This window comes from Streptomyces sp. NPDC027672 (assembly GCF_055566335.1).
Genome location: NZ_JBVHSO010000007.1, coordinates 267,074 through 288,883, shown reverse-complemented (window position 1 = coordinate 288,883; position 21,810 = coordinate 267,074). Strand labels below are relative to the sequence as shown.

Genomic DNA, 21,810 nt, shown 5'->3' with positions numbered 1-21,810 from the left:
GACATGGAGACCGTACTCCGACCCGTGATCGTAGTCGGCGGCTCCGTGTTCCTGACCGTTCTCATCGGCTGGGCCACGGACGTACTGCTGCGCAAGGCCGACGAACGCCGCACCGACACCCCGCTGTGGGACCTGCTGCGGCGGGGCCGCGTGCCGTACCAGCTCGTGCTGTGCGCCGCCCTGCTCAGAGGCTCCTACGACCAGGCCGACCTGCTCCAGGAGCACCGGACCGGGGTCGGCCGGACGCTGACCCTGGTGCTGATCGGGGCGGCGGCCTGGCTGGTGATCCGCATCGCGTCGGCCGTGGTGGAGTCGACGTACGCCCGGTACGCGCGCGCCCACCACGACCCGGCCCGGGTGCGCCGGGTGCGCACCCAGGTGACGCTGATCATGCGGGTGGTGGCGGCGATCGTCGGGGTGGTCGCGGTGGCGGCGATGCTGCTGACGTTCCCGGCGATGCGCGCGGCCGGCGCGTCCCTGCTGGCCTCCGCCGGCGTCCTCGGCATCGTGGCCGGTGTCGCCGCCCAGTCCACGCTGGCCAACATGTTCGCCGGGCTCCAGATCGCCTTCGGCGACATGGTCCGCATCGGCGACACGGTGGTGGTGGACGGCGAGTGGGGCACGGTCGAGGAGATCACCCTGACCTTCCTGGCGGTGCGGACCTGGGACGAGCGCCGGATCACCATGCCCGTGTCGTACTTCACCTCCAAGCCGTTCGAGAACTGGTCCCGCGGGACCCCGCAGATGACCGGCATCGTCTACTGGCACCTCGACCACAGCGCGCCGCTGGAGGCGATGCGCGAGAAGCTGCGGGACATCCTGCGCCACTGCCCGGCCTGGGACGGCCGCGCCTGCAACCTCCAGGTGACGGACTCCACACCGAGCACCATCCAGGTGCGGGCGCTGGTCACGGCGAAGGACGCGGACGACATCTGGACGATCCGGGTCGCGGTCCGCGAGCAGATGATCAGCTGGCTGGCCACGGAACACCCCTACGCGCTGCCCCGGGTGAACACCGCCGACTCGGTGCTCCCGCCGCACCACGTCCCCTCCCCCGACCGCATCGCGCTGCGCAGGGCGTACGACTTCCCGCGCACCGGCCGCGGCTGACCGCCGGCGCCCCGGCACCGGCGGTCGGCCGTCGGCGGTCGGCGGTCAGCGGTCAGCGGTCAGCGGTCAGCGGTCAGCGCAGACTGCGTACGTCGAGGTGACGGAGCACCCGGTCGACGATCTCCGGGTCCGCGCCGGGCTCGCTGCGCGCGGCCAGCACCTCGTGGCGCGCGGCGCTCAGCATCTCGTTCTGGATGCGCCGCACCCGCTTGATCCGCTTGGCCCGCTGGTACTGCGCCTCCCGGCGCTCCTCCTCGCCCATGTCCGGGCTGATCCGGATGCCGATGTCGAAGGCGCGCCGCAACATCTGCTCGGACAGTTCCTCGGGCAGCTCCTCCACCTGTTCGATCTCGCGCAGCCGGCGCTTCGCCGCCTTCGCGGCCCGCACCGCCAGCTCCTTCTCGAACTCCTTCTCCCGCTCGGAGTCGGCCCGCACCCCGAGCCGCTTCACCAGCCAGGGCAGGGTCAGCCCCTGCACCACCAGGGTGGCGACGATCACCCCGAAGGCGATGAAGATGATCTCGTCCCGGTCGGGGAACGGGGCGCCGGCGCCGGTGCGCAGCGGCACGGCCAGCGCCAGCGCCACCGAGGCCACGCCGCGCATCCCGGACCACCACATGACGACGGTCTCCCGCCAGCTCACCGGGATCTCCTCGTCGTAGTCCCGGCGGGCGTGCAGCCGTTTGGTGAGCCAGGTCGCCGGCAGCAGCCACAGCAGCCGTACGACGACCACCACGCCGACGACGGCCGCCGCCCAGCCGAGCATCTCGCCCCACCGGCCCTGGGCCGTGCGGATGGCGTTGTGCAGTTCCAGTCCGATGAGCCCGAAGGCGACGCCGGTGACGAGGGTGTCGATGATGTCCCAGAAGGTGTGCCCGGCGAGCCGGGTCATCACGTCGTCGGCGTCGGTGGCGTACTCGGCGAGGAAGAGCGCCGTGGTGAGCACGGCGAGCACCCCGGAGCCGTGCAGTTTCTCGGCGAGCACATAGGCGGCGTACGGCACCAGCAGGGTCATGCCGATCTGGAGCGTCGGATCGCCCAGCAGGTCCATCAGCCTGTTCGCGCCCCAGCCCAGCACCAGTCCCACGGCCACCGCGACGACGGCGGACAGCACCAGGTCGAGTCCGGCCTGCCAGGGCGAGAACGCGCCGCTGACGGCGGCGGCGATCGCCACGTGGTAGAGCACGATGGCCGTGACGTCGTTGAAGAGCCCCTCGCCCTCCAGGATCGACACCAGCCGGCGCGGCAGTCCCAGCTGTCCGGCGACGCTGGTCGCGGCGACCGGGTCGGGCGGGGCGATCAGGGCGCCGAGGGCGACGGCGGCGGCCATCGGCAGTCCGGGCACGATCGCGTGGGCGACGAAGGCCACGCACACCATCGTCACGAACACCAGCGCCACGGCCAGCAGGAGGATCGGGCGGACGTTGGCCGCGAACTGCCGCCAGGAGGTCCGGCGGACGGCGGCGTAGAGCAGCGGCGGCAGCAGTCCGGGGAGGATCAGTTCGGGCGGGATGTCGACGTTCGGCACGAAGTCGGCCACCGCCAGGACCCCGCCGAACACGGTCATCAGCACCGGCGCCGGCAGCCCCAGCCGGTCCCCGACCGGGACGCTCACCAGGGCCCCGAGCAGCAGTACGAACAACAGAGCCAGCTGGTCCACGGATGGCGCTCCGGGTTTCGACGATCACACGGCGGACCTCCAGTCTGCCATCGCGACCTGCGGATTCGGCACGGGCGGCTTGGTGCGGCCCGCGTGTTCGCATACACTGCACGCCCTACCCGGGAGGCAGGCGGCGGCACGGCGGCCAACGCCCTTTCCGGCACGCGTATTTGACGCATTGTCAGCCCTCGGCGGACTTCCGGGGAGTCCGTCGCTCCGGCCGTCGCCGCCGGCACCCACCTGGAGGTCACCATGGACATCGAACTCTCCGACCTTCTCGCGTCGTTGCGGTCCGAGATCGAGACCGCCCGTGCCGAGGCCGACGGCAAGGACGTCCGGTTCCGTATCGAGTCCGTCGACCTGGAGCTGCACGTCGCCGTCGAGAAGACGAAGCAGGGCAAGGGCGGCGTGAAGTTCTGGGTGGTCTCCGGCGACTTCACCGGCGGGTCGAAGAACACCCGCACCCATGTGGTCAAGCTGCGGCTGTCCCCCGAGACCTACGACGCGCAGGGCACGCCGGCCACGGTCCTCACCGGCGACGACGTCTCCGACCTGATCGGCTAGGGCGGGCATGGGGGCCGGGATCGACCACGGGGCACGCGTCGCGGAGATCCTCGTACAGCGGGGGGAGAACGCCGAGTACGGCTCGGGTTTCCTGATCAGCAGGCGTCTGGTGCTCACGGCCCGCCATCTGCTGCGGCCGCTGGCGGACGGGCCGGGCACCGTCGACGTCCTGCTCGGCGGCGCGGCGCTCCGGCTGCCCGCGGACGTGGCCTGGACGTCCCCGGCACAGGACCTGGCGCTCCTCAGGCTGCGCGAGCCCGTGCCGGACGTGCCGCTGGTCCGCTTCGGCCGCCTGCCCTCGGGCCCGGGCTCGGTGGAGGTGCAGGCCATCGGTTTCCCCCGGTTCGCCCGCCGTCCGGAGCTGTCGGGGCTGGCCGGGCGGGACAGCTTCGCGCCCGGGGGCGTGCTGCGCCTCGGCTCCCATCTGAAGTCCGGTCTGCTGGACATCGCGATCACCCACGCGCCCCGCTTCCCGTCCCCGGCCGGCGAGGTGTGGAAGGGCATGTCCGGTGCCGCCTTCTTCACGAAGGAGGGCACCTACCTCGTCGGCGTGCAGCACCAGTGCCGGACCGCCGCGGGGAGCAACACCGTCGAGGCCGAGCCGGTCAGCCGCGCGCTGGAGGACCCCGGCTTCCGGGAGGTGCTGATCGGCGAGGGCGTCCGGGCGACCAAGCTGAAGCCCACCGACGTGCTGCGGGCCGAGAGCGAGGACCCGCTGCCCGCGGTGGTCGACCAGGACGACCTGCTCGCCGGCCTGACCGGCTTCAAGAAGAACCTCATCTCCGACCACCTGCCGTTCGTCTCCCCCGGGGCCGGGCACGACGCCGACCCGCACCGGATCATGCGTCGCATCCTGGAGGGCGAGGACGACGGGCTGCTGCTCGTCGGCGCCGCCGGCACCGGCAAGACCCGCACCTCCATCGAGGTGGGCCGGGTGGCCCACGAGGCCGGCTGGCGGGTGCTGCACGTCCGGCCCGGCGGCTCGGCGTCCCTGGTCGACGACATCGCCAAGGCGGTCCTGGGCGGCTCCCAGGACGTCCTGGTCGTCGTGGACTACCTGAACCTGTTCATCACCGACAACGGCGAGTCACCGCTCGACCTGGAGGCGGTCAAGGGCCGGCTGCTGCCCGACGCCGCCAAGGAGGGCGTCGCGGTGGTGTTCCTGGCCTCCGTGCGGCCGGGCTGGCTCCAGCAGCACCGCGGCCGGCTGCGGTCCTTCTTCGGCGAGGTGCACCTGCGCCAGGACGAGGAGTTCCTCGCGCAGGTCGCCGACCAGGGCCTGCGGCGCCTGGCCGGGACGGCCGTGGCCGCGTACGGCCTGGAGCAGATGCGGCGGCTGTGCGGGCACCGGCCCATCCTCACCCTGCTGATCGCCTCCGAGATGGAGCGCCGTGTGGTGCGCGGTCTGGGCCCGCCGCATATCGCGGGCATGCGCGAGGGCGGCGAGCTGGCCAAGTGGCTGCACTCCCGGCTGCACGAGGACGCCCTCACCGTGCCCGCCCCCCGCTCGCCCCTGGACGGCGTGCACGCCTCCGACGACCTGGTGGCCGCCGCGGCCGCCGCGGCGGCCTGCCCGCAGCCGGAGGCCGAGGTCCGGGAGGCGGCCCGCGCCGCGCTCACCGCGACGCCCAGCGGCGCCGGCCGGGCCGACACCGTCGTCGACGCCCTGCTCGGCCTCGGCTGGCTGGAGGGCGAGGGCGGGCACCTGGAGGTGGCCCACGACATCGTCTGCGACCAGCTGACCGACTCGGTGATCCGCCCCGACGGCACCCGGGTCGACCGGCCGCGCACCCACGACCTGCTGTCCGGCTGCTTCACCGAGGCCCGCACCATCGGCCGGTACGCGACGAACCTCGCCCGGCTCCTCGACGACCTCGCGCAGCGGTCCCGGGACGCGGAGGTCCGCGAGGTGCTGGCGGACTGGTTCGCCGGGAACGCGCCCGCCATCGGCGACGTCATGCAGCGCGACCCCGACGTCGGCGGTTACGCGCTGGGCGCGATCTGCTCGGGGCCGCCCTGGGCCGGCGCCCTGGTAGGGCACTGGCAGGCGATCGTCGACCCCTGGCTGGAGGAGTACGGCGACAGCGTCAACGCCCGGCACGTGCTGCGCCGCGGCCTCAGACACCTGCCGACCGACGCCGCCCGGCGGCTGGTGCCCACCGCGCTGCGCTGGCTGGAGCTGCACAGCCGGCGCCGTGAGGGCGGCTTCGTGCTGGCCATCCTGCTCGAACGCGACGAGGTCGCCACCAGCTTCCTGCCGGAGGTCCTGCAGACCACCGTGGTCTGGCTGGCCGACAATTCCGCCCTCGTCGAGGCGAGCCACCTGCTCGCCAGGATGCTGGCCCGCCGGGACCTGACCCGGCACCAGGAGCAGCGGGTCGTCGCCGCCGCGCTGCGCTGGCTCGGCCGGTACCAGACCAGGCGCGAGGCCACGTACGTCCTCGCCCCGCTCCTGGAGCACCCGTCGCTGCGCGTGGACGCGCGCCGGGCCGTGCGGACCGCCGAGCTGTGGCTCGGCGAGTACGGCACCGGACCCGACGCCTGCCATGTGCTCGCCCGGCTGCTCTCCCGCGACGACCTCACCCCGGAGATGCGGCGGACGGTCTTCCGGCGGGCCGGGGAATGGCTCGCCGCGCACGGCCGCCTCCAGGAGGCCAGCCACGTGGTGAGCAGGCTGCTCTCCCGCGGCGACCTGACCGGCACCGAGCTGCGCGACGCCGTGCGGGCCGCCCTGGCCTGGACCCGGGACCAGCCGGTCGAGTCCAACTGGACCTACGTCCTCGAAGTGCTGCTCAGGCGCCAGGACCTGACCGACGGCGAACGCGAGAGCGCCGTCCGGCTCGCCGACGCGTGGCTGGCGCGGCACGCCGAGGACCCGGCCGCGGACTTCTTCCTCCGCGCCGTGCTGGAACGGCCCGACCTGACGCACGAGGTGGTCCGGCGGACGGTGGCCCACGCCGGCGCGTGGCTGGCGGTGCACGCCCTGGAGCACACCGCGGACCGCCTCCTGAACTTCCTGCTCGCCTACGACGGCCTGACCGCGGACGAGCGGGCCCTGGCCAACCGGTACGCCGAGCGGCGGCTCGCGGGCCGGCCGGACGACGAGGACAACAGCTACGCCCTGGTCACCCTGCTGGGGCAGCAGCGCGACATCTCCGCCGAGGAGGCCGCCGGCCATGTGGCGGCCGCGCTCGACTGGCTCGCCGCCCACGGCACCAGCCCGGCGGCCAGCCACGTCCTGCGCGCCCTGCTGGACCGGCAGTCCCTGGCCTACGACGCGCTGACCCGGTCGGCCGCCGCGGCCCTGGCCTGGATCGACCGCCACCCGTCCGAAGGCGGCACCGGCTATGTGCTCGGCGCGCTCCTGGCCCGGCAGGACCTGCCCGCGGAGTTCGTCCCGGCCACCCTCGGCCGGGCGCTGGCCTGGCTGGAGCGGCACGGCGGCGAGCACGTGGCGGGCATCGTCCTGTTCCACCTGCTGCTCAGGCGGGACCTGGACGGGCCGCGGCTGCGGCGCGTCTTCGCCCACTCCCTGCCGTGGCCCGACCTCCATCCGGCCGACGTGCCGCTGTCGGGCCGCGTCCTCGGCAGCCTGCTCTTCCGCGGCGACCTGGAACCGGACGAGGCCGAGCGCGCCGTCTCCCGGGCCCTGCCCTGGGTGCGCGAACACGTCGGGAACCACTGGGCGGAGCGCCCGGTGCGGGCCCTGCTGCGCCGCGCGGAGCTGACCGGGACCGACCGGCGGGAGGCGGTCGAACTCGCCGTCGTCTGGGCGCACACCCACCGCGAGCACCCGGTGGCGGCCAACGTCCTCATCGAACTGCTGGGCCGGACGGACCTCGACGACGCCCAGCGCGCCCGGGTCGAGGCGGCCGGCTCCGACTGGGCGGCGGCCAACCCCGCCAGCCCGAGGAACGCCGCCGTGCACGCGGCGAAGATCAAGGCGGCCACGGCCGCGGGCGCCGCGCACTCGATCGCCGAGGCGCTGGCCCAGCTCGCCCCGGACAGCGGCGAGCTGCCCCCGTTCGACCTGTTCCGGGCCCTGCTCAGCCGGCGGCAGCTCACCCAGGAGGCGTTCGAGTCGATCGTCACCGTCGTGCTGGACTGGGCCGACGCCCACCCGGACAGCCTGGACGGCGCCTGGCACCTCGGCCTGCTGCTCAGCAGGCACCGGCTCACCGGCGCCGTCCTGGACCGGGCCGTCGCCACGGCGGACCGCTGGCTCGGCCGGCACGGCGCGCTGCCGCAGGCCAGTTCGGTGCTGGCCGGTCTGCTCGACCGGACGGACCTCGGCGAGGAACCGCTCGGCACGGCGCTGGCGCACACCGAACGCTGGCTCGGCCGGCACGCCGCCCTGAGCGACGCGCAGTACGTGCTCAGGAAACTGCTCGCCCGCACCGATCTCGCCCCGGCCGAGGGACACGAGGTGCTGCGCACCACCTTCGCCTGGCTCCGGCTGCACGGCACCGGCGAGCAGGCGGCGCTGGTCCTGGGCCCGCTGAACGCCTCACCGTGGCCGGGGCCGCGGGAGACCGCCCTGCTGGTCGGGCACGCGCTGGCCTGGGTGGACGCCGGGTGGACCGGGCGTGACGTGCAGTACGTGCTGGAACCGCTGCTGGAGCGCCCCGACCTCACCCCGGCCCAGCTGACGGACGTCGCCCGGCGCGCCCTGCGCTGGAGCGACCGCAACCTCGGGGAGATCGGCGCGCCCAGGCTGCTGAAGGCCGTCCTGGCCCGCCCGGAGATCCCCGCCGAGGTCTCGGCCGCCTCGGTCGACCTCGCCTACGACTGGGTGGGCGCCCGCGCCACCGACTTCGACGCCTGCTTCTTCCTCGACGCCCTGCTCCGGGTGCGCGACCTGCCGGCCGACCGGCTCACCGCCCTGGTGGACCGGTCCTTCGACTGGCTGGGCCGGCACATGCCGCAGTTCAAGTCCCGGCTGGTGCTGCGGTCCCTGCTCGCGGTGGAACGGCTCTCGGTGGACCAGGCGCGGCAGACCAGGGACTACACGCTGCGGTGGCTCGGCGTGTACCAGGACCACCTGGTCCCGGGCTCCACGAGGAACGGATACGGGCGGGAGCTGGCCGATCTGCTGCTCGCGCGCGCCGACACGGACCCGGAGACGGCCGAACAGGCCCGGCGCTTCTCGTCGCAGCTCGACCCGGCGGGGTGAGCGCGGGCGGGGCGGGCGCGGCGGCGGGCCGGTGTCCGCCGCGCTACAGGGCCCGGCGCATCGCGCGGTGCGGTATGCCGGCGTCCAGGAACTCCGGGCCGTACGCCGTGTAGCCCAGGCGCTCGTAGAACCCCAGGGCCCGGGTCTGGGCGTGCAGGTCCACCGCCGCCAGGCCGCGGGCGCGGGCCGCGTCCTCGATGGCGCGCACCAGGGCCGCGCCGACGCCGAGGCCGCGTGCCGTCCGGGAGACGGCGAGCCGGCCCAGCGAGCCGGCCGTCGGGTCGCCGCCGGTCCTGGAGGCCGCCGCCTCGCCGTGGAGCAGCCGCCCGGTGCCCAGCGGCACCCCGTCCTCGCGGACCGCCAGCACATGCACGGCCACCGCGTCGTAATCGTCGTACTCGAGGTCCTCCGCGACGCCCTGCTCGACCACGAAGACCTCCTTGCGGACCGCGAAGCACGCCTCGCGGTCGGCGGGGTCCTCCGCCAGGCGGACGGTGTAGGCCGGGCTCACGCCCAGCTCTCCTCGCGGACCTGCTCCAGGGCCTTCTGGAGGTCCTCGGGATAGTCACTCGCGAACTCCACCCAGGCGCCGTCGCCGGGGTGCTCGAAGCCGAGGCGCACCGCGTGCAGCCACTGGCGGGTCAGGTGCAGCCGCTTGGCGAGGGTCGGGTCGGCGCCGTAGGTGAGGTCGCCGACGCACGGGTGGCGGTGGGCGGCCATGTGGACGCGGATCTGGTGGGTGCGGCCCGTCTCCAGCTTCACGTCCAGCAGGGAGGCGGCGCGGAAGGCCTCGACGAGGTCGTAGTGGGTGACGGAGGGCTTGCCTTCGGCCGTGACCGCCCACTTGTAGTCGTGCTGCGGGTGGCGGCCGATCGGGGCGTCGATCGTGCCGCTGGTCGGGTCCGGGTGGCCCTGGACCAGCGTGTGGTAGCGCTTGTCGACCGTGCGCTCCTTGAACTGGCGCTTGAGCGAGGTGTACGCGCGCTCCGACTTGGCGACGACCATCAGGCCCGAGGTGCCGACGTCCAGGCGGTGCACGATGCCCTGGCGCTCGGCGGCGCCGGAGGTGGAGATCCGGTACCCGGCGGCGGCGAGACCGCCGATGACGGTCGGCCCCGACCAGCCCGGCGACGGGTGCGCGGCCACACCCACCGGCTTGACGATCACGACCACGTCGTCGTCGTCGTGCACGATCTCCATGCCCTCGACCGGCTCGGCGACCACCTGGACGGGCGCGGGCGCCTGCGGCATCTCGACTTCGAGCCAGGCGCCGCCGCGCACCCGCTCGGACTTGCCGACCACCGCGCCGTCGACCTGGACCTTGCCGGCCGCGGCCAGCTCCGCCGCCTTCGTGCGGGAGAAGCCGAACATGCGGGAGATGGCGGCGTCGACACGCTCGCCCTCCAGGCCGTCGGGCACGGGCAGGGTTCGGATCTCGGGAATCGTGCTCACCCGTCGAGTATGCAGGACGGGCCGGACGCCTCCGCACGAGCCTGTGGAAAACCCGGGCCGGTACGGGCTCAGTCCTTGTGGACGGTGCCGTCCGGGTCCAGGCCGCGGAAGGACAGCAGCACGATCAGGATGCCGCCGCACACGATCGCCGAGTCGGCGAGGTTGAACACCGCGAAGCCCTGGGGCGCGATGAAGTCCACCACCTCGCCCTCGAAGACGCCCGGCGCCCGGAAGACCCGGTCGGTGAGGTTGCCGAGCGCGCCGCCGAGCAGCAGCCCGAGCGCGACCGCCCACGGGAAGCTGTACAGCTTGCGGGCCAGCCGGATGATCACCACGATCACGGCGGCGGCGATCAGCGTGAAGATCACCGTGAAGGCCGCGCCGAAGCCGAAGGCGGCGCCGGGGTTGCGGATGGCGTGCAGTTCCAGCAGGTCCCCGACGACCCGGATCGGCGCGTGGCCCTCCAGCCGGGAGACGACGAGCATCTTGCTGATCAGGTCGAGGGCGTACGCGAACGCGGCCACCGCGAACAGCACCGCGATCCGGCGGCCGCGGCCGGTCCGCCGCGCCGCGGCGTCGTCCTGCCCGTCCGCACCGGTCTGACCGGGCGCACCGGCGGGCGCCGCGGCCGCCGTCGTCCGCCCGTGGTCGTCGTCCGGGGTGTCCGGCGTACCGATGATGCGCTCCGCCTCTGCCACGTGAGTCCCTCAACCTAGGTGCCTGACTGAGGACGAGACTACGGCACGGCCTCCCGGCTCAGGAGCGGCGTTCCTGCTTCTGCTTGCACTCCACGCACAGCGTGGCCCGCGGGAACGCCTGCATACGGGCCTTGCCGATGGGCTCGCCGCAGTTCTCGCAGAGCCCGTAGGTGCCCGCGTCCAGCCGTTCCAGGGCGCGCCCGGTCTGGGTGAGCATCTCGCGCGCGTTGGCGGCCAGCGCCAGCTCGTGCTCGCGCGTGATGTTCTTGGTGCCGGTGTCGGCCTGGTCGTCGCCGGCGCCGTCCCCGGAGTCCCGCATCAGTCCGGCGAGGGACGCCTCGGACGAGCTGATCTCCGCCCGCAGCCGCTCCAGCTCGGACTGGAGTTCCGTGCGGGCCTCCTCGACCTCCTCCGGGGTCCACGGTTCCTCGCCGGGGCGCACCGCCAGCTCGCCGGGCTCCGCCGCGCCCGTCCGCGCCTTGGGTACGGCGCCCTGGTCCGCCGTGGCCGTGCCAGGAGTCTTCTTCGCAACCACTGTCGTGGCTCCCGTCTGCTCCGCGGCCCGTGCCGCGCCCGCTTCCTTGGCCGTGCTCCCCAGGCCCGCCGCCACGGCCGCGGCCGGGCCGGCCGTGGCCTTCGGGGCGGCGGTCTTCCCGGCGGCGGTCTTCGGGGCGGCCGTTTCCCCCACGGCCGCCGTGTGCTTCCCGGCCGTCTGCGTGGTGGCCGTCGTCTCCACAGCCGCCTCCTTGGTGACCGTCATCTCCGTAGCCGCCTCCTTGGCGCGCGTCTTCCCGGCGGCCGTCTTCTTCGCGGCCGTCCTCCCGGCCGCCGCCTCCTTGGCGGCGGACTTCTTCACGGCCGCGGTCTTCCCGCCGGCCACCGTCTTCCTACCCGCCGCCGCCTTCTTCACGGCCGCCTTCTGCGCAGCGGTCCTCCCCCCGGCCGCCGTCCCGGCGGAAACGTGCCCGGCGGCCTTCTCAGCGCCCCGCCCGGCGGTCTGCTCCGCGGCCGTCCCGCCGGCCGTGCTGCCCGGGGCCGTCTCCTCGGTGGCGGGCCCCGCGCCCGTCCCGCCGGTCGCCGGCTGCTGTACGGCGGTCTTCTTCGCCACCATGGCCGCGGCCCCTTCACATATTGTGATCTTGCTCGCGAATCGTGCTGGGACGATAAATCGACTTGAGTCCCGCGGCAACGGGGCACACCGCCCGATTCGCCCGCCCGCACCCCCCGGACCGCGGGCCTGCCTCGGTTGTGCCCCGCTGTCCGCCGGGTATTCCGCCGCGCCCGGCGCACCCGGAACCCGGGCCGCCGCCCCCTCGCCATCCGGGTCAACCGGCCCGGTCGCGCGCCCATGGCCCGGGCCCGCGGAAAACCGGTCCGCCACCGTCCGCGCGGCGCCGTACACTGGGCGGAGCGAGAAGCGTGGATGGGGACGAGTAGCGGCGTACGCAGCCCAGAGCGACCCGGGGACGGTGTGAGCCCGGGGGCGAGCGCGACGTGAAGATCACCCCGGAGCCGCCGGAAGAAAGCCGCGCCCCCTGGGACGACGGCGAGTAGAACCGGTTTCGCGACCCCAATGAGGGGGCTCACCGGCGCGTACGGCGCACCGGGGAGCCAAGGAGGGTGGTACCGCGGGAGCGCGCCGCACACGGCGTCGACAGGATCGAAGGCTCTCGTCCCTCCGACGGAAGGCAGCAAGTCCGTTGGAGGATGCTCGCAGATGACAGCGCCGACGTACCGCCAGGTGCCCGCACAGGTCGACCTGCCCGCTCTTGAGCACGCCGTGCTCGACTTCTGGCGCGAACAGAAGATCTTCGCCAAGAGCCTGGAGCAGTCCGAGGGCCGCCCCGAGTGGGTGTTCTACGAGGGCCCGCCCACCGCGAACGGCATGCCCGGCGCGCACCACATCGAGGCCCGCGTCTTCAAGGACGTCTTCCCGCGGTTCCGCACCATGCGCGGCTACCACGTGGCGCGCAAGGCCGGCTGGGACTGCCACGGCCTGCCCGTCGAGCTGGCCGTCGAGAAGGAGCTGGGCTTCTCCGGCAAGCAGGACATCGAGGCGTACGGCATCGCCGCGTTCAACGACAAGTGCCGCGAGTCCGTGACCCGGCACACCGACGCGTTCGCCGAGCTGACCACCCGCATGGGCTACTGGGTCGACCTGGACGACGCCTACCGCACCATGGACCCCGAGTACGTGGAGTCCGTCTGGTGGTCGCTGAAGGAGATCTTCGGCAAGGGCCTGCTGGTCCAGGACCACCGCGTGGCCCCCTGGTGCCCCCGCTGCGGCACGGGCCTGTCCGACCACGAGCTGGCCCAGGGCTACGAGACGGTCGTCGACCCGTCCGTGTACGTCCGCTTCCCGCTCACCTCCGGACCGCTGGCCGGCGAGGCCGCGCTCCTGGTGTGGACGACCACGCCCTGGACCCTGGTGTCCAACACGGCGGTCGCCGCGCACCCGGAGGTCACCTACGTCGTCGCGACCGACGGCCGGGAGAAGCTGGTCGTCGCCGAGCCGCTGCTCGCCAAGGCGCTCGGCGAGGGCTGGGAGACCACCGGCGAGACCTTCACCGGCGCCGAGATGGAGCGCTGGACCTACCAGCGCCCGTTCGAGCTGGTCGCGTTCCCGGCGCCCGCCCACTTCGTGGTGAACGCCGACTACGTGACCACCGAGGACGGCACGGGTCTGGTCCACCAGTCCCCGGCCTTCGGTGAGGACGACCTCAAGGTCTGCCGCGCCTACGGCCTTCCCCTGGTGAACCCGGTCCGCCAGGACGGCACCTTCGACGAGGACGTCCCGCTGGTCGGCGGCGTCTTCTTCAAGAAGGCGGACGAAAAGCTCACCGAGGACCTGGCGGAGCGCGGACTCCTCTTCAAGCACCTGCCGTACGAGCACAGCTACCCGCACTGCTGGCGCTGCCACACCGCGCTGCTCTACTACGCGCAGCCCTCCTGGTACATCCGTACGACGGCCGTCAAGGACCGGCTCATCCAGGAGAACGAGAAGACCAACTGGTTCCCGGAGACGGTCAAGCACGGCCGCTTCGGCGACTGGCTGAACAACAACATCGACTGGGCGCTGTCCCGCAACCGCTACTGGGGCACCCCGCTGCCCATCTGGCGCTGCGCGGAGGACCACCTCACCTGCGTCGGCTCCCGCGCCGAGCTGTCCGAGCTGTCCGGCACCGACCAGTCCGGCCTCGACCCGCACCGGCCGTACATCGACGAGGTCACCTTCGCCTGCCCGCACGAGGGCTGCGGCGAAACGGCCACCCGGGTCCCGGAGGTCATCGACGCCTGGTACGACTCGGGGTCGATGCCGTTCGCGCAGTGGGGCTACCCGTACAAGAACAAGGAGCTGTTCGAGAGCCGGTACCCGGCGCAGTTCATCTCCGAGGCGATCGACCAGACCCGCGGCTGGTTCTACACGCTGATGGCCGTCGGCACCCTCGTCTTCGACAAGTCGTCGTACGAGAACGTGGTCTGCCTCGGCCACATCCTGGCCGAGGACGGCCGCAAGATGTCCAAGCACCTGGGCAACATCCTCCAGCCGATCCCGCTCATGGACCAGCACGGCGCGGACGCGGTGCGCTGGTTCATGGCGGCCGGCGGCTCCCCGTGGGCCGCGCGCCGGGTCGGCCACGGCACCATCCAGGAGGTCGTGCGCAAGACGCTGCTGACGTACTGGAACACGGTCGCCTTCCAGGCGTTGTACGCCCGTACGTCCGGCTGGGCGCCGTCCGCGGCGGACCCGGAGCCGGCCGGGCGCCCGGTGCTGGACCGCTGGCTGCTGTCCGAACTGCACGCGCTGACCGACCAGGTGACCCAGGCGCTGGAGGCGTACGACACCCAGCGCGCCGGCAAGCTGCTGTCCGCGTTCGTCGACGACCTGTCCAACTGGTACGTCCGCCGCTCGCGCCGCCGCTTCTGGCAGGGCGACAAGGCCGCGCTGCGCACGCTGCACGAGGTGCTGGAGACGGTCACCAAGCTGATGGCGCCGATCACCCCGTTCCTCACCGAGCGGGTCTGGCAGGACCTGGTCGTCCCGGTCACGCCGGGCGCGCCGGAGTCGGTGCACCTGGCCGCCTGGCCGGAGGCGGACCTCGCCGCGATCGACCCGGAGCTGTCGCAGCAGATGGTGCTGGTGCGCCGGCTGGTGGAGCTGGGCCGGGCCACGCGCGCGGAGTCCGGCGTCAAGACCCGGCAGCCGCTGTCCCGCGCGCTGATCGCGGCCACCGGCTTCGCGTCCCTGGACCCGGAGCTGCACACGCAGATCACCGAGGAGCTGAACGTCTCGGCCCTGGCCTCCCTGTCCGACGTCGGCGGCAGCCTGGTCGACACGACCGCCAAGGCCAACTTCCGCGCGCTGGGCAAGCGGTTCGGCAAGCGGGTGCAGGACGTGGCGAAGGCGGTCGCGGCCGCCGACGCCGCCGCCCTCTCCCTCGCTCTGCGCGCGGGCACGGCGTCCGTGGAGGTCGACGGTGAGACGGTGACCCTCGCCCCGGACGAGGTGATCATCACGGAGACCCCGCGCGAGGGCTGGTCGGTGGCCTCCGACTCCGGTGCCACGGTGGCGCTGGACCTGGAGATCACGGAGGAGCTGCGGCAGGCCGGCCTGGCCCGGGACGCGATCCGGCTCATCCAGGAGGCCCGCAAGAACAGCGGTCTGGACGTCGCCGACCGGATCGCCCTGCGCTGGACCTCCACGGACCCGGCGGTCGTCGCGGCCCTCACCGAGCACGCCGGGCTGATCGCCGACGAGGTGCTGGCCACCGACTTCGGCCAGGGCGAGGCCGGTGACGGCTACGGCGAGCCCTTCACCGACGAGGGCCTGTCGCTCGTCTTCCGGCTGCGCAAGGCGTAACGCCCCCGCCCCCGACGGAAGGGCCCGGTCTCCCCACGGGGAGGCCGGGCCCTTTTGTCACGCGTCCCGGGCGTCCGCCCACGGCAAAGGGCGCGGCCCCGGACCGGAATCCGGGGCCGCGCCCTGAACGCTGCCGACGCCTGAGGCGTCCTACGCACCGTGCCCGGTGCTCAGTTGTCGTCCTCGTCGATCAGGAACCCGCGCATCGGCGAGGGAGCCTGGCCCATCGGGGACGGACCCTGCGGCCGGACCGGGGCCATGGGCTGCGTCATGGCCGGGGTCATCTGCTGCTGGCCGCCGTAGGACGGACCGGACGGGGCCTGCGAGCCGCCCATCGACTGGTTGCCGCCGTAGGACGGGGCACCGGCGCCCGCCGGCGCCATGGAGGGCGACGGGGACGGCGGCAGCGAGGCCGTGGCCGGGGTGCGCGGCGGGGCCAGCGAGTCGTCCGCCTGGGTCTCCAGCTGACGCAGCTGCGACTCCAGGTACGACTTCAGCCGCGTGCGGTACTCGCGCTCGAAGCCGCGCAGGTCCTCGACCTTGCGCTCCAGCGTGGCGCGCGCGGACTCCAGGGAGCCCATGGCGACGCGGTGCTTCTCCTGCGCGTCCCGCTCCAGGGCGTCGGCCTTGGCACGGGCGTCACGCTCCAGACCCTCGGCGCGGCTGCGGGCCTCGCCGACGATCTTGTTGGCCTCGGAGCGGGCCTCGGCGATCGCCTGGTCGGCGGTCTGCTGGGCCAGCGAGAGGACACGGGCGGCGCTGTCGCCGCCGGGGCCCTGACCGGGGCCGCCCATCGGACCGCCCATGGGACCACCCATGGGACCGCCCATCGGGCCGCCCATCTGCTGCTGCATGGGCGGCTGACCGCCCATCGGGCCTTGACCCATCGGACCCTGGCCCATCGGACCGGGACCCTGCGGGCCGCCCTGACCGCCGGGGCCGGCGGGCAGCTGCGGGGCACCGCTCGGCAGCTGGGGCGGACCACCCATGGGGCCACCCATCTGCTGCTGCGGCGGGCCCGATATCCCGGCGGGCACCGGCTGGCCGGGACCTCGCATGCCCTGCTGCTGCTGAGGGTGCTGCTGCTGGGGATGCTGCTGCTGAGGGTGCTGCTGGTCCTGCTCCGGGGGCTTGCGCTGGTTCTGCTGGTTCTGCGCGGCGGCTCGCGTCGCGGCGGCCAGCTTGGCGCGCAGGTCCTCGTTCTCGCGCAGCAGACGCGTCAGTTCGGCTTCGACCTCGTCGAGGAAGGCATCGACCTCGTCCTCGTCATAGCCTTCTCGGAGGCGGACGGTCGTGAACTGCTTGTTCCGCACGTCCTCGGGGGTCAACGGCATCTCTTCACCTCAACGTAGTCATCGGCAGTCGGCAAGACCGGATCGTCCCTCCTCATCTCACGAAGCTCCGCGCGACGGAGATGAGAATGTAGACGATGATCATCAGTACGAAGAAGGACAGGTCGAGCGCCACGCCCCCGAGACGCAGCGGCGGGATGAACCGCCGCAAGAGCTTCAGCGGTGGATCGGTGACAGTGTAGGTGGCCTCCAGAACGACCACCATCGCCTTGCCGGGTTGCCACGAGCGGGCGAACTGGAAGACGTAGTCCATGACCAGCCGGAAGATGAGCACGACGAGGAACACCATCAGCGCGATGTAGATCACCTGCGCGAACACGCTCATGGCCTGCGGTTCCCTCTCCCCTGTCCATGTTCTTCCGTACTGCGGTCCGGTCGTCCGTCTCAGCTCTGGTTGAAGAACCCGCCCTCTGCGATGCGGGCCTTGTCCTCCGCCGTGACATCGACGTTAGCAGGAGACAACAGGAACACCTTCTGCGTCACTCGCTCGATACTGCCGTGAAGACCGAACACCAAACCCGCCGCAAAGTCGACAAGTCGCTTGGCGTCCGTGTCGTCCATCTCCGTCAGATTCATGATCACCGGGGTGCCCTCACGGAAGTGTTCCCCGATGGTACGGGCCTCGTTGTAGGTCCGCGGGTGAAGCGTGGTGATCCGGTAAGGCTCTCGTTCCGATACGACCTTGGGCATGATCACCGGCGCGTTCTTCTCCAGGGACTGGCGTTCTTGTGTGATGGATGCCACGGGCGCGATCCGCGCCGGGCGTCCGGATTCCGCGGCGAGCGAAGTCGAACGGGCGACTGGTTCGCGCGGCGCGGGCGGCTGCACGATACGCACTTCTTCGTCCCTTTGGGACTGATGTGCGCTGTGCGGCTGATGTGACGGTTCGTGCCGCCGGTGGTCCCGTTCGGGCTCCGGGTCCAGCTCCGGCTCGAAGTCGTCGTCGGGGTCGAATCCACGGCCGTCGTACCCATCGTCCTCCACGAGGCCGAGGTAGACCGCCATCTTGCGCATCGCGCCGGCCATGCTCTGAGTCCTCCGCTCTGTGGTGGATCGGCTGACGACTGCCAAGTGCCCGCGATCCACGTGGTCGTTGTGCCCAACTTCACGGGCATTGACCATATTTTCTGCTGTGGTCCGACTTCCTGGCGACGTTACCCGAGCCTGGGGCGGACTCCGAGTACCGCGCTGCCAATGCGCACATGTGTCGCCCCGGCGGCCACGGCCTGTTCGAGGTCCGCGCTCATCCCTGCCGACACCATGGTCGCAGCCGGATGACCCCGGCGCAGGTCGGTCGACAAATCCATGAGCCGTTCGAACGCCGCTTGTTCGCGTCCCGCGTACGCGCCGGTGAGCGGGGCGACGGTCATCAGTCCGTCGAGCCGCAGCCCGGGCGCGTCGGCGACCAGACCGGCCAACTCTTCGATTCCGTCCGGGGCCACGCCCCCGCGCTCGCCCCGGCCGCTCGCCCCGGCGTCCAGCGCGACCTGGAGCAGACAGCCCAGCTCGCGCCCCGTCCGCACCGCCTCCTTCGACAGCGCGGTGACCAGCCGGGACCGGTCGACGGACTGCACGACATCGGCATAACCGACCACGGAACGCACTTTGTTGGTCTGCAACTGACCCACGAAGTGCCACTTCAGCGGCAGATCCGCGCAGGCGGCGGCCTTCGGGGCCGCGTCCTGGTCGCGGTTCTCGGCGACGTGGCGCACCCCGAGTTCCGACAGGATCCGCACGTCACTCGCCGGGTAGGTCTTGGTGACCACGATCAGGGTCACCTCCTCCCGGGCGCGCCCGGCCCCCGCGCACGCGGCGGCGATGCGCTCCTCCACCTTCGCCAGATTCGCGGCGAGTTCGGTCTTACGGTCCGTCATGCCCTATCAGTCCAGCCAGACATAGCCCGCGAGGCGTCCGGTGACGCGGTCGCGGCGGTACGAGAAGTGGTCCTGCGACTCCCGCGTGCACACCGGCGAACGCGCCCGGTCGCGCACCCCGAGCCGGTCGAGCTGGGCGTGCACGCCGGCGCACACGTCGACCGCCGGCGTACCCCAGCTCGTCTCGGCGTACGCCGCCGGTTCGACGGCGGCCACCTCGGCGCGCATCGCCTCCGGCACCTCGTAGCACCGGCCGCACACGGCCGGTCCGGTGCGGGCGACGATCCGGCCCGGCTCGGCGCCGAGTTCGGTCATGGCCCGTACGGCGGCCGGGACGACGCCCTCGACCATGCCGGGCCGGCCGGCGTGGGCCGCGGCGACGATCCCGGCGACGGGGTCGGCCAGCAGCACCGGCACGCAGTCGGCGGTGAGGACGGCCAGCGCGAGGCCGCGCCGGGCGGTGACGAGCGCGTCGGTCTCCGGCACCGCGCCGCCCTCCTCCCGGTTTCCCCCGAACGAGGGGACGTCCGTGCCCCACGGACCGTTCACCCGGGTGACGCCGGCGCCGTGCACCTGGTTCATCCAGACGACCAGGCCCGGGTCCAGCCCGAGCGACTTGGCCGCCAGCTCGCGGTTGACCGTCACCGACCCGGGCGTGTCGCCGACCGCGCCGCCGAGGTTCAGCTCCTCATACGGAGCGGCGCTCACCCCGCCCCACCGGTCGGTGAAGGCGAAGTGCGCGCCGCTCACGCTCTCGCGCTGTCCTATCACTTGAGGAAGTCCGGGACGTCCAGCTCCTCGGCCGCGCTGTCCGAGTAGGTCCGGGGCGACGGCGGTACCGGCGGGGCGACCGGGAGGTCGACCGCCGGCTCGGGTGCCGGCTCCGGCTCCTCCTTGGGCTTGACGCTGCCCAGCGAGCCGAAGGACGGCCGGCTGGGCTCGCTCGGCCGGGCCGGCGCGGGCTCCTCGCGGCGCCCGCCGGCCGAACCGGAGGCCGAGCCGAGGACGTTGTCCCGGCGGGCCGGCGGCTGGCCGCCGTCGAAGCCGGCCGCGATCACGGTGACCCGGACCTCGTCGCCCAGGGCGTCGTCGATGACCGCGCCGAAGATGATGTTGGCCTCGGGGTGGGCGGCCTCGCTGACCAGCTGGGCCGCCTCGTTGATCTCGAACAGACCGAGGTCGGAGCCGCCGGAGATGGAGAGCAGCACACCGCGGGCGCCGTCGATGGACGCCTCCAGCAGCGGCGAGGAGATCGCCATCTCGGCGGCGGCCACCGCGCGGTCGTCGCCGCGGGCCGAGCCGATGCCCATGAGGGCCGAACCGGCCTCGGACATGACCGACTTGACGTCGGCGAAGTCGAGGTTGATCAGGCCGGGGGTGGTGATGAGATCGGTGATGCCCTGCACACCGGAGAGCAGGACCTGGTCCGCGGACTTGAAGGCGTCCAGGACCGAGACCTGGCGGTCCGAGATGGACAGCAGCCGGTCGTTCGGGATCACGATGAGGGTGTCGACCTCTTCGCGGAGTTCGGCGATGCCGTCCTCGGCCTGGTTCGCGCGGCGCCGTCCCTCGAAAGTGAACGGGCGCGTCACGACGCCGATGGTGAGGGCGCCCAGCGACCGTGCGATGTTCGCCACGACGGGCGCCCCGCCGGTGCCGGTGCCGCCGCCTTCACCGGCCGTCACGAAGACCATGTCGGCCCCCTTGAGGACCTCCTCGATCTCCTCGCGGTGGTCCTCGGCGGCCTTGCGGCCGACAGCCGGGTTGGCTCCGGCGCCGAGTCCGCGGGTGAGTTCGCGGCCGACGTCCAGCTTGACGTCGGCGTCGCTCATCAACAGCGCCTGTGCGTCGGTGTTGATGGCGATGAACTCGACGCCCTTGAGACCGACCTCGATCATCCGGTTGATGGCATTGACACCACCGCCGCCGACACCGATGACCTTGATGACTGCGAGGTAGTTCTGCGGTGCTGCCACGTCGAAGGCCTCTCGCCTCGAATTACGTTGTCGCCGCCGTGCGGTGCCCCGCGCCGGGACGACGGATGCCGAATGGGACGGTCCGTAGCGCCGACCCGAACCCTAACCTTGAAGTTTAGGGTTACCAGTGTGTCCGTTCTCTGGAGTCTTCTGAACAGGACACTAAGTCGACAAGCGGCGCCCGTTCAACGAACACGCCGAACCTCCCGTTTTTCTTTTCACCCTATGTGATCAGGCATAGCGGTGCCCAACCAGGGTGCTGGCCTGCGCTGATGTGCGTCAACTCCCCGCTGACGCGGGGGCGGTGGGGACGCTGACATCGAAGTGCCGCGCGCCGGGAGCTGCTTTCATGAGAGCCGTGAGGGCCCGTGCCTTGGCGCGGCCGTCCTCGTCACTGCCCCATGCCACCACGCGGCCGTCGCCCAACTCCACGGAGATGGCGTCGTAGGAGCGCACCCGGACGGTCCGGGCGGTGCGGGCCACGGGACCGGGCAGGTCGCCGGCGACCCGGACGGCCGCGCGCACCAGCCGGCCGCTGCCGAAGCGGCGCAGGCTCGCCGCGCCGGGACCCGTGCGCGAGACGGACATCTCCAGGGTCGGCACGCCTTTCGGCGCCCGGGCGACCGTGGCGAAACGCACGCCCTCGTCGTCGACTTCGATGACGTCGCGGCCCTTGCGCACGAGCAGGACCGGAGTGCGTTCGGTCACGTTCAGACCGATTCCGCGCGGCCAGGACCGCACCACGTCCACGGTGTGGATCCGGGGCAGTTTCCGCCGCAGCCGGGCCGCGATGGCCCCCGTGTCGACCGAGGCCAGCGGCGCGCCGACGGGCACGGCCGCCGCCTCGCGGACCTCCGCGGGGGTCAGTACGAGCGTGCCCGACACCGAGACCTGCCGCACGCGCAGCCACTGCGAGCCGTACAGCACCCAGGTGGTGCCGGCGGCCAGCAGCACCAACGCCACGGCCAGAACGATGATCCTACGAAGGCGCGTTCGGCCGGGCCGGCGGGCGGGCGGCGGGCCGGACGACTCCTGCTGGCGTTCCCCGCGCTCGGCGGTCGTCCGTCCGGCCACGCTCACTGCCCTTTCG

The 21,810-nt window shown here is 72.7% G+C and carries 16 protein-coding genes; 4 read left to right on the top strand and 12 right to left on the bottom strand.

Going from position 1 to position 21,810, the window contains the following annotated elements:
* Positions 1–3: 3 nt before the first annotated feature.
* Positions 4–1,110: a mechanosensitive ion channel family protein gene (locus ACZ4SV_RS19325; RefSeq protein ID WP_468005691.1), complete on the top strand. Its 1,107-nt coding sequence runs from the start codon at positions 4–6 to the stop codon at positions 1,108–1,110.
* 73 nt (positions 1,111–1,183) lie between these two features.
* Here the strand turns inward: ACZ4SV_RS19325 and ACZ4SV_RS19320 are convergent, their stop codons facing one another.
* Positions 1,184–2,770, bottom strand: a complete 1,587-nt coding sequence (locus tag ACZ4SV_RS19320; RefSeq protein WP_365872369.1) for a Na+/H+ antiporter — start codon at positions 2,768–2,770, stop codon at positions 1,184–1,186.
* A gap of 252 nt (positions 2,771–3,022) precedes the next feature.
* Here ACZ4SV_RS19320 and ACZ4SV_RS19315 point away from each other — a divergent pair, with 252 nt between their 5' ends.
* Both ACZ4SV_RS19315 and ACZ4SV_RS19310 read left to right on the top strand, forming a co-directional pair.
* Entirely contained in the window at positions 3,023–3,334 is a 312-nt protein-coding gene (locus ACZ4SV_RS19315) for a trypco2 family protein (protein ID WP_365872371.1), read from the top strand.
* Positions 3,335–3,341: 7 nt separating this feature from the next.
* Complete coding sequence (locus tag ACZ4SV_RS19310; RefSeq protein WP_468005688.1) at positions 3,342–8,507, top strand: trypsin-like peptidase domain-containing protein; 5,166 nt, start codon at positions 3,342–3,344, stop codon at positions 8,505–8,507.
* A gap of 43 nt (positions 8,508–8,550) precedes the next feature.
* Here ACZ4SV_RS19310 and ACZ4SV_RS19305 read toward each other — a convergent pair whose 3' ends face one another.
* From ACZ4SV_RS19305 to ACZ4SV_RS19290, 4 genes are all read right to left on the bottom strand, one after another.
* Positions 8,551–9,018, bottom strand: a complete 468-nt coding sequence (locus ACZ4SV_RS19305) for a GNAT family N-acetyltransferase (protein WP_468005686.1) — start codon at positions 9,016–9,018, stop codon at positions 8,551–8,553.
* On the bottom strand, positions 9,015–9,959 hold the full coding sequence (locus ACZ4SV_RS19300; protein ID WP_365872377.1) for an RluA family pseudouridine synthase: 945 nt from the start codon (positions 9,957–9,959) through the stop codon (positions 9,015–9,017). Before ACZ4SV_RS19300 ends, ACZ4SV_RS19305 begins: the two co-directional genes overlap by 4 nt.
* 68 nt (positions 9,960–10,027) lie before the next feature.
* Entirely contained in the window at positions 10,028–10,657 is a 630-nt protein-coding gene (gene lspA / locus ACZ4SV_RS19295; protein ID WP_468005684.1) for a signal peptidase II, read from the bottom strand.
* A 58-nt stretch (positions 10,658–10,715) separates the two neighbouring features.
* Positions 10,716–11,768, bottom strand: a complete 1,053-nt coding sequence (locus tag ACZ4SV_RS19290) for a TraR/DksA family transcriptional regulator (RefSeq protein ID WP_468005682.1) — start codon at positions 11,766–11,768, stop codon at positions 10,716–10,718.
* 606 nt (positions 11,769–12,374) lie between these two features.
* Between ACZ4SV_RS19290 and ileS the strand changes: the two genes are divergently transcribed.
* Positions 12,375–15,518 carry an isoleucine--tRNA ligase gene (gene ileS / locus ACZ4SV_RS19285; protein WP_468005680.1) on the top strand — a complete coding sequence of 1,048 codons (3,144 nt, stop codon included), beginning with the start codon at positions 12,375–12,377 and terminating at the stop codon, positions 15,516–15,518.
* A gap of 170 nt (positions 15,519–15,688) precedes the next feature.
* On the opposite strand, the gene ACZ4SV_RS19280 is transcribed toward ileS, so the two are convergent.
* The 7 genes from ACZ4SV_RS19280 to ACZ4SV_RS19250 form a co-directional block, all read right to left on the bottom strand.
* Positions 15,689–16,852 carry a DivIVA domain-containing protein gene (locus tag ACZ4SV_RS19280; protein ID WP_468005678.1) on the bottom strand — a complete coding sequence of 388 codons (1,164 nt, stop codon included), beginning with the start codon at positions 16,850–16,852 and terminating at the stop codon, positions 15,689–15,691.
* Between the two features lie 52 nt (positions 16,853–16,904).
* A complete protein-coding gene (locus ACZ4SV_RS19275) occupies positions 16,905–17,195 on the bottom strand; it encodes a YggT family protein (protein ID WP_365882157.1) in 291 nt (96 codons plus the stop codon).
* A 59-nt stretch (positions 17,196–17,254) separates the two neighbouring features.
* Positions 17,255–17,896, bottom strand: a complete 642-nt coding sequence (locus ACZ4SV_RS19270; protein WP_365882159.1) for a cell division protein SepF — start codon at positions 17,894–17,896, stop codon at positions 17,255–17,257.
* 128 nt (positions 17,897–18,024) lie between these two features.
* The gene (locus ACZ4SV_RS19265; RefSeq protein WP_365882161.1) at positions 18,025–18,744 is read right to left on the bottom strand and encodes a YggS family pyridoxal phosphate-dependent enzyme; all 720 of its coding nucleotides are present in this window, start codon (positions 18,742–18,744) and stop codon (positions 18,025–18,027) included.
* Positions 18,745–18,750: 6 nt separating this feature from the next.
* On the bottom strand, positions 18,751–19,515 hold the full coding sequence (gene pgeF, locus ACZ4SV_RS19260; RefSeq protein WP_468005674.1) for a peptidoglycan editing factor PgeF: 765 nt from the start codon (positions 19,513–19,515) through the stop codon (positions 18,751–18,753).
* A complete protein-coding gene (ftsZ, locus tag ACZ4SV_RS19255) occupies positions 19,512–20,720 on the bottom strand; it encodes a cell division protein FtsZ (RefSeq protein WP_365882165.1) in 1,209 nt (402 codons plus the stop codon). The genes pgeF and ftsZ overlap by 4 nt, the downstream gene beginning before the upstream one ends.
* A 279-nt stretch (positions 20,721–20,999) precedes the next feature.
* Complete coding sequence (locus ACZ4SV_RS19250; protein WP_468005672.1) at positions 21,000–21,794, bottom strand: cell division protein FtsQ/DivIB; 795 nt, start codon at positions 21,792–21,794, stop codon at positions 21,000–21,002.
* Positions 21,795–21,810 lie beyond the last annotated feature (16 nt).